Here is a 13,802-nt window from a genome sequence, read left to right as displayed (position 1 = left end):
ATGGTGGTACACAGGAAGGCAGGTGCCTTTTTTTATAGATATAAAAAAGCGCCAGGCGGGTATTGAACCGTTCTGGCGCATTATTTTTAGAGCTATGGAAACAATTTTATTTCTTTTGTGCAAACAGCCATTCAATCATATCCTGATTTTGCAGAGCCGGAACCCAGGAGAAGTGTCCTGTAGGTTTGATAATCCCTGCATCGTATTCAGTGAAGTGAATGAGGTTTCCGTTTTGTGCTTTAATGGCAGCGACCATTTCTTGCGAGTTTTTAGGACTTACTGTGGTATCGTCTGCAGCATGGAAGGCCCAAATCGGAACGTTTTTCAATACCTCGACGTGTGTAGGTTCAACAGGCGCGTACATGTTAACGGCTTTTTCATAGTTGGTCAAACCGGCAATCGGTACGCCTGCAGCGAACAAGTCCAGATTTTTCTCTAACAATCTCCACGTTCCCATAGCTCCTTGAGAAATACCAACAATATAGATTCGGTTGGTATCGATCGGGTATTTCAACGCGGTTTCACGTACCAAATCGGCTACAGCGCTGTTGCGTGGCTCATCCGCCCAAATGAATTTATGCTCCAGGTCAATCGGGCTTTGTGGAGCGATTACGAAGGATGGGTGTTTGGCTTGCTGCTCAGGAGAAGCCCAAGTAACAGCTCCGGCATTTGCCAGCAGGTTTACTCCGTTTCCGTCACCACGTTCGCCGTTTCCGTGCAGAAACACAACCAGAGGGTAGGTTTTGCCGGGCTCTACTTTAGGCTCAAACGTAAAGTAGTTCAGCTTGAAGCCTTCTTTATTTTCAAAGGTGTTTTTTTGGAAATCGTCTACGATCGGTGTGATTTTATCCGTTGCTTTTACAGTCTGTGCAGAGGCTGGAATGACTGTTTTCTTTGAAGTTGCAATATCTTTCTTTTGACTAATATTATAATTCAACGTGTTGATGCGGTTAACTGCGCTTGTTGCATCATAAGTAAGGGTACTTGCATTTTTATCTTGTGTGTCCAGCTCAATCACGACATATTTACCATGAGTACTGCGGTTGGTGATAGCTCCGGTATCATTGGTATATACACCGGTCACGGTTCTGTCTGTATATACATCATTGAGTACAGATTGAACCTGAAAGCTGGAAGTGGATAAGGATGCCCCGTCAATATTGGTGCTGTATTTCAGTACAACAGCAGATACGACTTCACCCAAGGGCTGTACCTGCGTAAGCAGGGTAGCCTGTGGCGCTGGGACATCGGCTGCTGCGGCAGAGCTGGAGGATGGGAAAAAGATCGTAAGCAGGAACACGAAAGATAATAAAACAATGGCAAAACGTCTTCTTTGCATGAGATTAATCTCCTTTGGTGTCATTTTTTAAAGCGCTTACTACATGTTCGGGATGGTTGACTGTATGCTGTGGAATTCATACAAATCAAAAAAAGGCAAACTCCGGGTACACAAGTGTACTCGGGTTTTGCCTTTTCAGTAACAATCCCACTTGAAGGATAGCACCTTCATTGGATTCTGACAAGTGAAAGCGCTACATTTTTGGATCTTTTTTATAAAAAAAGTTTTACCTTCACAACGGGAGGATTCTACAAAAATCCTTAAAACGGCTTGCAATTAGAAGTAGATAGATCGAACTCATTGTATTCTTCTATAGCGGGCAACCAAGATACCGGGCTTTTCAATGGTAATATTGTGGTATATAATCTCCTTAACTTAACACTGTTAACTTATATAACAATGTTAACAAAAGGGGGATGAAATCATGAACCAATACGATGTTATTGTCATCGGTGCAGGACTGGGTGGCTTGTCCTGTGCAGCAAGACTCTCCGCGCTCGGTTACCGAACAGCTGTTTTTGAGAGCCACACTCTGCCTGGCGGTTTCGCAACTGAATTTACAAGAAAGGGCTACACTTTTGATGTCTCCTTGCATGGTGTCGGTGGACTCGAGGAAGGCAGCTTCGGTCGGCTGTTAAAGGACTGCAATGTGGACCAGCGAATTGTCCCTCTCCGCAAAAAGCACCCTTACTCCATTCGTTGGGAAGGGCAGACCCTTGATATTCCGTCCGATGTTCAGGAGTATGTGCAGCTCCTCAAAAACATGTTTCCTGCTGAGGTGAAAGCCATTGACAGTCTATTCGCGGGCATTCGCCGTTTTGAAACAGGCTTCTCTGCTTTTTCTTCCCTCACATCCTGGCGCAAGGCGGCTGGCCTGCTCAAAGCAGGAACCTTCTTCCGCTGGACGCAAATGACTACCTGGGAAGCTGTAAGCCAGTTCGGGTTGTCTGACCGATTCACGGAATTTTTCACCGCGCTGTGGGCTTATTATGGATTGCCTCCGAAGCGGCTTGCGGCCTTGTATTTTTTCATTCCTTGGATCGGCTATCATCTGGAGGGGACATATTACATTGAGGGAGGCGCACAGGCTTTATCCAGTGCACTGGTTGACGCTATTAAGTCAGCGGGAGGAGAAGTTCACCTACGCAGTCAGGTGTCTGAGATTATACTCGAACGCGGTAAAGCAGCTGGTGTTCGTCTGAAAAAAGGGGATGTATATAAAGCCAACTGGATTGTGTCTGGTATCAGTCCCCATCATACGTATGGTCGCCTACTGGAAAATCATGATGCTGCCCGTCGTGAGATGGAAGCTGTCAGCAGTCTGGAGAACGGCACGTCTCTCACCCAGCTATATCTGGGATTATCATGTGAACCCCATGAGCTTGGTATCACCGAAGAAGACTTAATCCTGCGTAATGAGCCGGATTCGGAGACAGATTATGAAGTTATGATGAGCGGCCAGTATACGAAAGGCAACTGGATGCTCACCAATTATAACGCCATGGACCCTAAATTTAATGAGCCGGGAAAGGGTGTCATCGCAATTACATTTTTGGACAGATTGGAGAACTGGCCTGTCGCACGTCCCGAATATAAAGCCAAAAAAGAAGCCGTGACACAGCAGATATTGGGATGTCTTGAACAGCTGTATCCGGGTTTTGGCAGCAAGGTAGTGGTGGCCGAGTTGGGCACACCGCGCACGATGCAGCGTTATACCGCTAATCCCGACGGGGCCGTTTATGGCTACGCACAAACGGTCCGGCAGTCCGGTATAAAAAGACTGAAGCACAAGTCAGCAGTAGACCGTCTGTCATTGGTAGGGGCCTGGACACAGCCTGGGGGCGGGTTTCAAGGGGCTATGAACTCGGGTATAATGGAAGCTGATCGTATCGCCGCCAAATTGGGGTAGGCAGAAAGGGCAAGTACATCTACTCATGAAACATATCAAACGCCGAGAACGTGAAAACAGTGAAATCCGCCGGAAAATCATTGAGGCCGCCCGGTCGCTTTTCCTGAATCAAGGGTATGCCGAAGTCTCCATGCGCAAAATTGCGGATCAGATCGAATATTCACCAACGACTATTTATCATTATTTTGCCAATAAGGAAGCCGTTGTCCGTGAACTGCTGCTAGAAGGAAATACCTTGTTCCTACAGGCTCTTCAGCAGCGTGTGGATGAAGCACAGGCAGCGGGATCGAATGCGCTGGACACACTGAAAACGGTATCTGATGCGTATGTTCGTTTTGGGACGGCTAACCCCGAATATTACAACATCCTGTTTATCAGCAACCTGGAATCTGTAAGCTTGGTCAGCCTTATAGACAGTGGGCGTTTTAAAGGCTTTGAACTGCTTGAAGCGGGGCTCAAAGCCGCTATGGAGGAGGGCTGCATTATTCAAGGAGATGAGCGCCTGATCGCCACATCCGTATGGAGCATGCTGCACGGATTGACTTCCTTGCTCCTGAATTTTGAACTTCCTATGTCAAAATCCAATGATGAATTGATCGCATTCACTATAGATACTTTCCTCAGGGGGTTAAGCCGCTGACGCAGCGGCTAACTTTCTTTACCTCACATCACTGTACATGTGAATCCGCATACGACCATTCCGAAAGATTAATGAAGTTCCAAATTTGAAAGCTGCTTAAGCACGGCTTCAATACGACGTTTATCTTTTTTGAGCATAACGAGCTGCAAAGAAGCAAGAAGCAGATCTGAGATATTGGCCCAAGCGTCTGCTTCCAGAGCGGGAAGGAGATCCCGATGAATCATGATATCCAGCGCCTCGGTTGCAATTTTCTGATGAAGCTCGCTATCGGATAGCCATTCAATCAACTGCTCAGCTGTAGGACGGGAGTGAGCGAAAAGTATTGCCCAGCCATCCACCGGATGATTGACCTTATCCCGCATCCAGTTAATGACCTGTGGTGAACGAAAATGTTGTAGCTGCCCATTAGCGGTGTATCCTTCTAATTTGTCTTCTGCGCCCGAATGCTGTAGCAGGTGATTGCAAACACATACCAAGCCTTCCTGCTCGGGTAGGCAGCAGGCGCTCAGATAGGCACGTGTGGACGCAAATGCACCCTTAGCATGTAGGGGATTGTTTTGAGCTAAAGATGTCCATGATTGCTCGGTTTCTGGTTCCCACAAGGAGCGGACCCAATCAGCAGCCCCAATCCCCGCAGTCTTCCCTACCAAAACGGCCCAAGTAGAGAATGGAACCTGGCTATGTTGAATGTTCTGCCAGTGCTGCTCCCAGGCAAGAAAAATATCCTTTGGATCATAGGCTTGAAAAGCCTGCAACACAGCAGGATGATCTACGCCATGCATGGTGGTGTAATGGATTAGCGTCTCCAACGACTTCGCATCCTCCAGCTTCATCGTGCAAAACATGTTCAACCAGCGTTGCCACAGTTGCAGTGGTGGGCTGTTTAGCTGAATGCCATGCTCATCGGCCACTTTAAACCAATCCCATAGCCATAGCCCGTGCAAGGTGAGCATGGTGTCTATATAGGCGGGGAGATTTTCCGCGAGCAGCGTGAACTGGTCCAGCTCGTGATGATAGCATAATACCGCTGGCTCTGTTGCGGATGTCGCCATATCAAGCAGTATCGGATCACCCGCACCATTATAATTAAGGATCAGATATCGTTGCTCGTCCGCTGCTGAGTCGGTATCTTCCCCATAGGATGTAAAATAGCCAATATACTCATGATTCCAGCCAAACTCTCCTGTGATATCGTCTAGGATACGCTGCTCTTGTTCAAGATCCTTGCTGTTTTTATATGAACACTCTGGTCCATCAGCTACAATACAGTGTTGGGGGAGGCACCATAGTAAATTTAAGCTGCCACACCGCTGTATCAATTCAGACAGGGAGGCAGGCAAAGGCATCTGCAGCCGTTCCTCCAGCTCAGTTAGTTCACCTGTAGAAATCCCCTCCGTCCATTGATATACCACGTCAGGCATCCCACTTTGTCTCAGACGATCAACGATTTGTTCCAGTTTTTCTAAGGTTTGTGCAAAATGTACTGTCATTCGTATTCGTCCTCCTCTTACTCTACAACCCGGCAATGCTCTTTTTGCAAGAATGCTAGAATTTCATCACGAAGTACTATCGCCTTAGGTTCATAAATGATCGCCACTTCGCGTCCATATGCATAGTTAAAACGCACGTATCCGCCAAGAGTCTGAAGAAAAGCCATGCAGATATGCTCATTTTCAATCCATAGATTTGAGTTAAAATGCTGTTTAAATCGCTGAGCCAATGCTTGTAAGGATGCCGGAGCAAAATTCAGCGCCTGATCGCCCGGATTGGCTGGATTGTAGGCCTCGGCCGTATCCAGGGGACTAAACAGTAGGAATGTAGCGGTTTTGTCTGGGCTGACAGGTTCGAAATAACGGGGGAATGGCTCTGTTCTTCCAAATTCATCTTGTAGTATATGCTCTAATGTCTCTGTGAATGGAACTTGAACATCTAAAGTCTTTGTAGTAATGATCTCAGAGTGTCGTGGCAGCCACAGCAAGCCTTCAACCTGAGGGTGAATGGCTAGGAAGTCACCATCTATGGAGCTGCCGATGACTACGCACTCGCCCAGCTGCTGTGCTGTAATTGGGCAGTTATCATCATGCGTCCACAGTTCGTAATCCGTATAGGATTGCAATAGTTGAGGATCGGGCCTTTCAATCATCAGCAGGCCACAATAGGTGCCTGGCCCGTAGCGGGTGAGGAATGCTACATAGGGAAGTGGTAAAGTTATTCCATAGGTATGCTCAAAATTTGTCAGTTCATCGGTAGCCACCGGTGTGTGCTGTGTGGAAACCCAATACATGTAGAATACACCTGCTTTCCGGCACTCTATCTATAGGGATAGAGCCCAAAAGTAAATGAGAGATATGCTATAATCAGGAAATAAAATAGTTATAGATTAGTCTATCTTAATTTCATAGGAACTACAATTTGTGAGGGGACGAAGGAGGAACACATCTTATGACATCAGGGGTACATGCCTACATAGATCCAATTTTTGAGGCGATTGATGAGGCGTACGCTTCTGAGCAAAAGCGCATCGCCGAATTCCAAATCAAAAGTGTCCTTCACGAAGGGATTCATGAATACTTAAAAGTTACCTGTAAGAAGGATGGGCTGTGGGTGGATACCTACGAACCGTTTGATTGGGATCATCGTAGACCGGATACAAAAATTTCTGGGTTTACAGATGGGGTAACATTGCAGCAGGTACAGGACGAATGGATGCCTGTGTTTAGGGAACGGATAGAGGCTCTGTTTAAGTCGGAAGAATTTAGTTCCATGTTCTTTCGTTATCGGCTGGAATTTCATCTGGAAGTAGTCTTGGAGAATAAGGCTAGTCATTTTACATTCTCGCTCCTAAATGAAGATAAACGGCAGCAACTTTTAGCCACTATCGAACAGTTTGTGGAGCAAAAGCTCGACCCCTCCAGTAAAGCTGTGCCGAAGGAAGAGGACGATTTCTTCTTAGTGAGGCACTTGCTTGATCCTCATTTGTACCCTGTAAACGCCCAGCGGATGAATGAGCTGCTGAATCGAATGGATGCCAAAGTGAAGGTCAGCCGCAAGCGTGAGGAAGCATGGAGGTATCAGCTCAGCAGTGGCTTAAAGCATTGGGCTGAGGATGAATTTCTGCTGAAGTATGCGGATCGGGAAAAAAGCTATGGACTGGATTATAAAGTGAAGCCCGATATTCTTCCTTCGGAAATTCCCGCGCCAGCCATGGAGATGTTCCTGCTTACCGCGATGCGAGTGGGCTCGACCGATGCCGATGCACGGCAGAAGTATTTGGAGATTGCTGCACAGTTAGGCTCGGAGCAGGCTTCCGTGTGGCTTGAGAGCGGATCAGGAAGCATCCCAGCGTTATATACAAGTGAGCGAGTCATCTGCCAAGCCAATGATATTTTGCAAACGCTGGAGGTTCAGATTCGTTCAGAGGAAGAAGAGAGCTATAGAGAAGCACTTGTATATTTATGCGATATTTTAAGAAAGGGTTTTACCAAGGAATATCGGATGAAGTTCAAAAGCAAGGTGAAAAACTACCTGCCTGTACCCAAGTTGGCTAAATCTACGTTACATCGTTTCTTCGCCAATGCACTTGAATACCCTGCGCTGCATCCGTTGCTGGCTGAATATGCTGAGGTCGTGATGGAAGAGTTCAAGTGGTATAACGATGTAGAGCCCGGTGAAAAGTCGGCGATGCCGGGAACCTATGCGGTGATGGGACTGGGCCTAAAAGGAAAGAACTATTTCCCATTAGTGAATCGTTATATGAAGCTGGTGGACAGTGAACATCAGTCCGTACAGGACGGTTACGCCGCTGTATTTGCTGACGCACACGGACTGACACCGGACACGATACCCGTTTGGACGAGGGCTCTACTGGCAGGCAACGAGTCTGCCAAACCACTGAAGTCATCCGGAATCGAAACCGTAGAGCAGGCACAGGTACTGGTGGAGGAGCTTAAGAAGCTGGAGGACTACGAACAAGAGGTGCTTGTTTATCGTATATGGGGTGGCACGAAGAAACTAAAAAACAGCCTGAAGCAGGCTGTCCCTGAGGTAAAAGAGCTGCTGGAAACGCTTATTCCATAAAAAAATCATTGATCTCTGTTTGGCCAACGGCACGAATCAATGCTTCAAGGCTGTCAAAAGTTTGTATGCTCATGTATGGAGGCCCCTCCCTTAGTCGCTGGCTTATGCTGTAGCTTTTGTAATATTCTCAAGATGGCCTGTCGATTCTTCGCATCCTTAATGTACTTGGGAATGGAATGGGAAGCCGTACGCATCATACCGGATGTAGGCTTTTCTCGCAACTCGGCAGAGATATAGGAGAGCAGGTAATTCAGGTGTATCCGGTTAAGAGCCCAGACAGGTTTACCCCGATAGTAATCAAGGAAGTACAGCTGAAGCTGGAAAATAGGGTCTTTTCCGTTTTGGATCACGTCCGTATGCCATTCGCGTGATTGGACACGATGCACCGGAACCTGATTGCGTGTCTCACAGTGTGGGCAGTTCATATTCGTATTTTTATGGAGTTTCGTTCGGTCATCATGGATTTCGATATTAAAATACCGCTCGCAATGGTTGCATACGCCGCGTGCATAGAATGTATAAGATTCTGGCTGCTGATATGTGTAGTAACAATGAGAACATCGAACGACGTAATGACAGTCTTCCATTGAGTTGGAAATGAAAGCTTGGCCCTGACAACGAGGGCAATGAACAGCTACCTGTTCTCCTCTCCTGATCACGGCGCTAAAGTCATATTTATATCCATGTTCATCTTTGAAGCGCTTTTGCTCCATATTCGTTCCTCCTTTTTCGAAAAGAGCGTAAAAACGTACGTTTTACGAGTCGTATGTTATAATATTCCTTAACAACATTAACACTTGAAAATGGTCTTATCAATGCGCTGAAGGGTGAAAAGGTGAATAGGACGTGCAAAAGGAGAGGGGAACATAAGCATTTTTACAGGGCTGCAACGTTCGCAGTTTCAGGCTTATTTATGATGAGGCAGTCTATGCTTTGAATCTACACACATGGGGCAATTTTCGGTATGCAGCCCCGGATTTGTATAGCCTCGTCGAAGCGTTGGTGGATGAAGAGCGCGTGAAGTCGGTATTGGGGACAGAGCGTACACCATTCTCTTATACGTTCGAGCCCTTTTAGCAGCGTAAATAACCACCTTGGTATCAAACTTCAAGGTGGTTATTTGCGCTGCTATTCTTCTGCTAGTGGTCTTCATATTGGGCTAAATATTGCTGTACCAACTCATATCCAGCCACGCCCATTACAGTATATTGATTATATTCTTCCAATTCCAGATTACGTATATATTCATCCCCGCAGTACAGATGGCCCGCACAATTAAAATATTTTAGCTGCTGTTGTTCTTCGGATAGAGGGCGCTGATCGATAATAGGCCATACTCCCTTCGTCAGATTTTGGGTGGCAGTGAATATAACTTCAAATCGGCCGCGATAATTTGTAAACGGAAGATATGTCGTTTCACCCTCGTACGCTTGATTCTGGCCTATGGATAGAACCCCGAAGGAGAACGCTTTTTTGAATCTACCATACAGTGCGCAGATCACCTGACATACTGCAAATCGGCCGTCATGCAGGGAGATAACAAAAATATCGCCTTCCCGATGCTTGATTCTTTTGAACACCATCGTCAGGCCAGCTCTTCCTGAATGATCTCTGTTTTTAGACCTTTAGCGCTGGTAATCGTAATGCTGATCGCATCATAGCCGTTCCGCTTCGCATCTTCAAAATCGCATCGTTCGCCGTTGATCAGCTCTAACTGTCCATTCTCATCCACATCGTCTGCAAACTCGTCATCCCAATCCACATTATAAAAAGCGGTCAAGCTTACCTCGAAAGTATCTTCACCATCTTCGTCCAGATAGGGCAGCAGGGGAGTGCGATTGTTCTGCTGTTCCTTGGTATAAACTTCGCATAGTAGAGCATCGTAACCATGGCGGGTTCCGTCAAAAATCACGATCTGTTCACCTGTGACTGCCTCTTCTGCAATAATAAGCTGGGGTGCAAATTCAGTTCCAGTGATCAGCTCGTCCATAAGTTCTCCATAATAAAAAATGTGGAATTTCGTATGTCCTGCCTGTGAACGAAGCGTACCAGTCCACTCCTGCTCGACCCATGCCTCCGGGTTTTTGGGTACAACCCAACCTTCCAAATAAGCCGGTCCCCATTTAGGATTATGTATTTCTGTCATCAGTAGGCCTCCCTTTCTGCTCGTTGAGTCGTTCAATTACCTGATTAAAAAACGTTGTAAAGTCTGTTGCCACCAGATATAAATGTCCACATTCGTCCTGCTCTGCAATATCATAGTTCAGTTTGTCATCATAAGCATGAAGATGTGTGCGGTCCCAGTAGTACACATACGGGGTGTATTCATTACATATTAGAACGTAAGAATTGTCGCCCGCATCTGCACCAATCAACAAAGCGTTGTCGACATGATTGATTTCATTCAAAAATTCATCATTAATCGCTAGAAGGTCATGATTTTTGTTGGATACCTCATATCCGAAAAAACAAGTCAAATCAATGTCTCCGTTATCCACGCGATCGAAGGGCACATTGCAATAAAAAGGGGCGGCTACATAAAAGCCGTTATATTGTGAAAGAAAACGTGTATAGCCAGCAGGTAATATACGCTGTATTTGCTCCTCCAATGCCGCGATCTGGGCAGGCGAAAGCCCTGATTCAATTGCGAATGACATCAACAATCAGCCTCCTTGATCCTAGTAAACCATAGATCTCTTTTTTGAAAATGAGACGATGCAGCGGTGCATCGTTTGTGAGATCATGTCATGGATAGGGTGACGATTTTGTTGTCCTCATCCACATCTACCTTCACATTCACTCCCAGCTTGTCCTTAAACAGCTTACTGATATTGATATAGTCATCCTTTACCGCACTACTTGAATTACCAGAGGTGCGAGTCATCCCAGCGGTGATGATGGAGCGCACATAGGTTTTGTCGAGCCGGGCTTCAGGGTTGTAAGTATAAATAACCTGCTCCTGTTGATTGTAATAATGGGTTAAATCCGTATAGTCGTTGGCGTTCTTATACTGTTTTTCCTCACGTACATACTCAGGATGGTCCATGGTGTAGCGAATTCCCCCGTCCAGAAAAGGATTTTCCTTGGAGGGCTTGAGTTCATATTGTCCATAGGCTAGTTGAAACAGATACTCTATACCTGAGCCCTCTGCCTGATAGTAGAGCTGACGAGGGTCCCCTTTTTTATCTATCGCGGTATAGCTGCTGATTAAAGGCCAGGCATCATACTTTTTACCCTTTACCTCAATGGCAAGCTTGTAATGTACAAGCACCTTTTCATTTTGAAATAATCCAAAGCTACTCATAATAAAATAGGCAGGCACACAAATAATTCCGATAATCAATATGAATATAAATATTCTTACACGCATGAGTAGAGTAATTCTCCTTTGGTTGTCGATTATGTGGACAGCTCTCGTTGGGCAGATGCGCCGAATTCCTCATGTTGCAATAATAGTTTCAGCGCATGTTGTGCGAAAGGGTTGGCTTTATGTGCGCGGAGCAGTGCAAAAGCGGCCCCCTTGACTAAGATATATGTATCACTGCGGATTAAGTCCAAAGCTAAACGTAGCTCTGCTTCTGAACAAGGCATCCATGCCAAAGTTTGTAAAGCTGCGTTTCGTACATCATCATCTTCCTCAGGCTTGGACAGCAGCTCGCGAATTCCTCGCATGATCGTCGGCTGCTGGCTCTGATCTGCATATAGTCCGATGACCTTCAGCGCTTCTATACGAAGCAGATCATCCGCGGACGATTGCTGTACAAGCTGCAAAAGTAATGCGACGGTGTCCCCCACGGGCTGGGGGATTGCTGTTAATTCGCGTAATGATACCAATTGATCTTCATACGATAGTGTAGGGAAAACAGATAAAAATGTCTTTCCGTCATCATCAGTTTGTATGGACATATATCCCCCTCATTTCTTATCCAGATTACTTTTTGGGCATTGTATACTAGCTTTTCTCATGTCTGTAGTTCGATAAGGCTTCTTCCGGTCCGCCACCCTCCAGCAGCACCATAACCGCATAGGAGATCATATCAATCCAATCGTCGAGGGTGTTGATCTGCTCTACGGTCAGCAGGTTGTTTCGCTGCAGCATACTATCAGGATACAATGCCCATGCCCGTGTATATTGACATATCCCCCACAGAGCGGCAATCAGCTCTCGTTCTACGGATGGTTTCTCCAACTCATCTGCCAGAACTTCAATGATAGTCATCAGCTCATGGAAATTGTCCTCGATCAGTTCGCCTTGGAAGGGACGAAGCATCCCTAGAAATCCGTTTTGCATTTTGGGATGATCCAGATCATCGTGAATAAAAGAATGACAACGTAATAGCTCACGAGCCTCCTGTTTATTCATTCAGTTCCTTAATCTCTGCGCGGATACCTCTGCACAGAAAGCTACCTGACAGTCCCGATAAGGCATCGATATCAACGACCATGTCTGCTTCTTCATAGCGGAAATCAAGCTGCAAGATGATGTTTTCTGTTTCTACAGGAGTTAATACATGCTCTTTGGTTTCCAGAAATGTAAAAGTCACTGCATAGCGTGGGACGTCTTTTACTGGAGCTTCAGGGATTACAGGTGCCTCAGTTGAAGGCTCCAGATCCGGTGATTTAGGGACAAGCACGCTAGCGTAGGATAGCTCAATCGTCAGCGTAATCTGGTCTTTCGTCATATTAGCAGCTGTAATTCGGTCATAATGAAAGGGAGGAAAATAGCCGAGCTTTTCGACAATGCTGTCTGCACCTTGAATAGAAACGGTTGGAGAGAAAGCCAGTTCCAGTCCGATGGACCCTGTCAGTTGGTCTTCATATTCTGGATTGATACGTACAAGGGCTTGTTCCGGCTCTACTTTCAAAATCGTGCCTATAAAATACTGTTTGCTATGGATCAGAACAATATCATGCGGAACGAACGGCAACGCTCCCCCGGCTTGATAATGAATGAGATATTCGTTCTCTTTTTTTTCAACCTTTTGAACTTGAATTTGCATAAATTGCAGCCTCCTGGGGTTAATAGTATGACGGATTGTTTAAGTGTGTGGTAAAGGGAACGGAGTCCACGATTGAAAAACATACTTCATATCCGGAGTATCCTTTTCGAGCATAAATGGAAGAATATCCATAATGGCACGTGCTTTACTGCCAGCATAAAAGTTGCGCGAGCTGTGTAACATTTTGTTTGCCTTTATCCACTGGCTCAGCTGCATCATAACGTCTTCGACGATTGTTTGGTCGATACGTTCATAAACGTCCTGACGGATCGAAACGAGTATGCCGCAATTATTGGATGATTGGGACATGGGGTCATTGGACAAAAGAATGTACACTTCCGGCGTTGTCCCTTTGTTATAGGATGATTTGATACTGGGAGCCTCGATAGCTAGCATCAGCGGAATCAATTCATCATCGGTTACAATATGAAGCAACTCCTGCTTGTCCCAGCGAATCTTACCGTGTTTGGCCTTTTTAGCTCCGGCTTGATAGACTGACACACGGGTATTGCGGATTCCTGATATATTCAGGAGCGTTTCAAAACAATCGAACAGGTTAGTAAAGCACTCTTCGGCAAACAAAGTGTGCTCCTCCGACAAGGAACCAGTCATTATGAAATTATAATGCAGGTTGTTAACCACAAGCATCCATCCTTTATTCATGAATTACCAATTCATATACCATAATATATGACATGAAGATCGAATTCACCTTTTACATTGACTGTGGTACTGTTCATTAAAATCGTTTGGAAACCAGTTCAACTTCGCGTATACTAGGAAAGTCATAGATGGAACGGGCCTGAGCCGCATTGCGGCCGTATGTTGGTTACATGA

16 protein-coding genes are annotated in these 13,802 nt (G+C 45.9%); 4 read left to right on the top strand and 12 right to left on the bottom strand.

The window, feature by feature from the left end:
- Window positions 1–106: 106 nt before the first annotated feature.
- Window positions 107–1,339: a PHB depolymerase family esterase gene (locus tag KAI37_RS24100; RefSeq protein WP_220030366.1), complete on the bottom strand. Its 1,233-nt coding sequence runs from the start codon at window positions 1,337–1,339 to the stop codon at window positions 107–109.
- A gap of 424 nt (window positions 1,340–1,763) precedes the next feature.
- Between KAI37_RS24100 and KAI37_RS24095 the strand changes: the two genes are divergently transcribed.
- Window positions 1,764–3,248, top strand: a complete 1,485-nt coding sequence (locus KAI37_RS24095; RefSeq protein ID WP_220030365.1) for a phytoene desaturase family protein — start codon at window positions 1,764–1,766, stop codon at window positions 3,246–3,248.
- 25 nt (window positions 3,249–3,273) lie between these two features.
- Window positions 3,274–3,888 (top strand): TetR/AcrR family transcriptional regulator, encoded by a 615-nt coding sequence (locus KAI37_RS24090; protein WP_104497729.1) that lies wholly within the window; start codon window positions 3,274–3,276, stop codon window positions 3,886–3,888.
- Between the two features lie 68 nt (window positions 3,889–3,956).
- Here KAI37_RS24090 and KAI37_RS24085 read toward each other — a convergent pair whose 3' ends face one another.
- A complete protein-coding gene (locus KAI37_RS24085) occupies window positions 3,957–5,378 on the bottom strand; it encodes an SMI1/KNR4 family protein (RefSeq protein WP_220030364.1) in 1,422 nt (473 codons plus the stop codon).
- A 17-nt stretch (window positions 5,379–5,395) separates the two neighbouring features.
- Window positions 5,396–6,172: an SMI1/KNR4 family protein gene (locus tag KAI37_RS24080; RefSeq protein ID WP_220030363.1), complete on the bottom strand. Its 777-nt coding sequence runs from the start codon at window positions 6,170–6,172 to the stop codon at window positions 5,396–5,398.
- Between the two features lie 158 nt (window positions 6,173–6,330).
- On the opposite strand from KAI37_RS24080, the gene KAI37_RS24075 reads away from it, so the two are divergent.
- A complete protein-coding gene (locus KAI37_RS24075) occupies window positions 6,331–7,965 on the top strand; it encodes a DUF6138 family protein (protein ID WP_220030362.1) in 1,635 nt (544 codons plus the stop codon).
- A gap of 53 nt (window positions 7,966–8,018) precedes the next feature.
- Here the strand turns inward: KAI37_RS24075 and KAI37_RS24070 are convergent, their stop codons facing one another.
- The gene (locus tag KAI37_RS24070; protein ID WP_220030361.1) at window positions 8,019–8,678 is read right to left on the bottom strand and encodes a hypothetical protein; all 660 of its coding nucleotides are present in this window, start codon (window positions 8,676–8,678) and stop codon (window positions 8,019–8,021) included.
- 220 nt (window positions 8,679–8,898) lie between these two features.
- Between KAI37_RS24070 and KAI37_RS24065 the strand changes: the two genes are divergently transcribed.
- The gene (locus KAI37_RS24065; RefSeq protein ID WP_220030360.1) at window positions 8,899–9,042 is read left to right on the top strand and encodes a hypothetical protein; all 144 of its coding nucleotides are present in this window, start codon (window positions 8,899–8,901) and stop codon (window positions 9,040–9,042) included.
- Window positions 9,043–9,104: 62 nt separating this feature from the next.
- Here the strand turns inward: KAI37_RS24065 and KAI37_RS24060 are convergent, their stop codons facing one another.
- From KAI37_RS24060 to KAI37_RS24025, 8 genes are all read right to left on the bottom strand, one after another.
- Entirely contained in the window at window positions 9,105–9,548 is a 444-nt protein-coding gene (locus KAI37_RS24060; RefSeq protein ID WP_220030359.1) for an immunity 26/phosphotriesterase HocA family protein, read from the bottom strand.
- A 2-nt stretch (window positions 9,549–9,550) separates the two neighbouring features.
- Window positions 9,551–10,111: a hypothetical protein gene (locus KAI37_RS24055; RefSeq protein ID WP_071643410.1), complete on the bottom strand. Its 561-nt coding sequence runs from the start codon at window positions 10,109–10,111 to the stop codon at window positions 9,551–9,553.
- Entirely contained in the window at window positions 10,095–10,622 is a 528-nt protein-coding gene (locus KAI37_RS24050; RefSeq protein WP_220030358.1) for an SMI1/KNR4 family protein, read from the bottom strand. Before KAI37_RS24050 ends, KAI37_RS24055 begins: the two co-directional genes overlap by 17 nt.
- An 83-nt stretch (window positions 10,623–10,705) precedes the next feature.
- Entirely contained in the window at window positions 10,706–11,335 is a 630-nt protein-coding gene (locus KAI37_RS24045; RefSeq protein ID WP_071643409.1) for a hypothetical protein, read from the bottom strand.
- A 29-nt stretch (window positions 11,336–11,364) separates the two neighbouring features.
- Window positions 11,365–11,871, bottom strand: a complete 507-nt coding sequence (locus tag KAI37_RS24040) for a HEAT repeat domain-containing protein (RefSeq protein ID WP_071643407.1) — start codon at window positions 11,869–11,871, stop codon at window positions 11,365–11,367.
- A gap of 46 nt (window positions 11,872–11,917) precedes the next feature.
- The gene (locus KAI37_RS24035) at window positions 11,918–12,328 is read right to left on the bottom strand and encodes a hypothetical protein (protein ID WP_071643406.1); all 411 of its coding nucleotides are present in this window, start codon (window positions 12,326–12,328) and stop codon (window positions 11,918–11,920) included.
- Window positions 12,321–12,965 carry an immunity 50 family protein gene (locus KAI37_RS24030; RefSeq protein WP_071643405.1) on the bottom strand — a complete coding sequence of 215 codons (645 nt, stop codon included), beginning with the start codon at window positions 12,963–12,965 and terminating at the stop codon, window positions 12,321–12,323. The genes KAI37_RS24035 and KAI37_RS24030 overlap by 8 nt, the downstream gene beginning before the upstream one ends.
- 39 nt (window positions 12,966–13,004) lie before the next feature.
- The gene (locus tag KAI37_RS24025) at window positions 13,005–13,613 is read right to left on the bottom strand and encodes a hypothetical protein (RefSeq protein WP_258383103.1); all 609 of its coding nucleotides are present in this window, start codon (window positions 13,611–13,613) and stop codon (window positions 13,005–13,007) included.
- Window positions 13,614–13,802: the final 189 nt, after the last annotated feature.

The sequence above is a fragment of the Paenibacillus sp. S25 genome, assembly GCF_019454085.1.
Taxonomy (GTDB): Bacteria; Bacillota; Bacilli; order Paenibacillales; family Paenibacillaceae; genus Paenibacillus; species Paenibacillus polymyxa_B.
The sequence above is the reverse complement of the archived record's forward strand: the minus strand, read 5'-3'. Positions and strand labels throughout refer to the sequence as shown.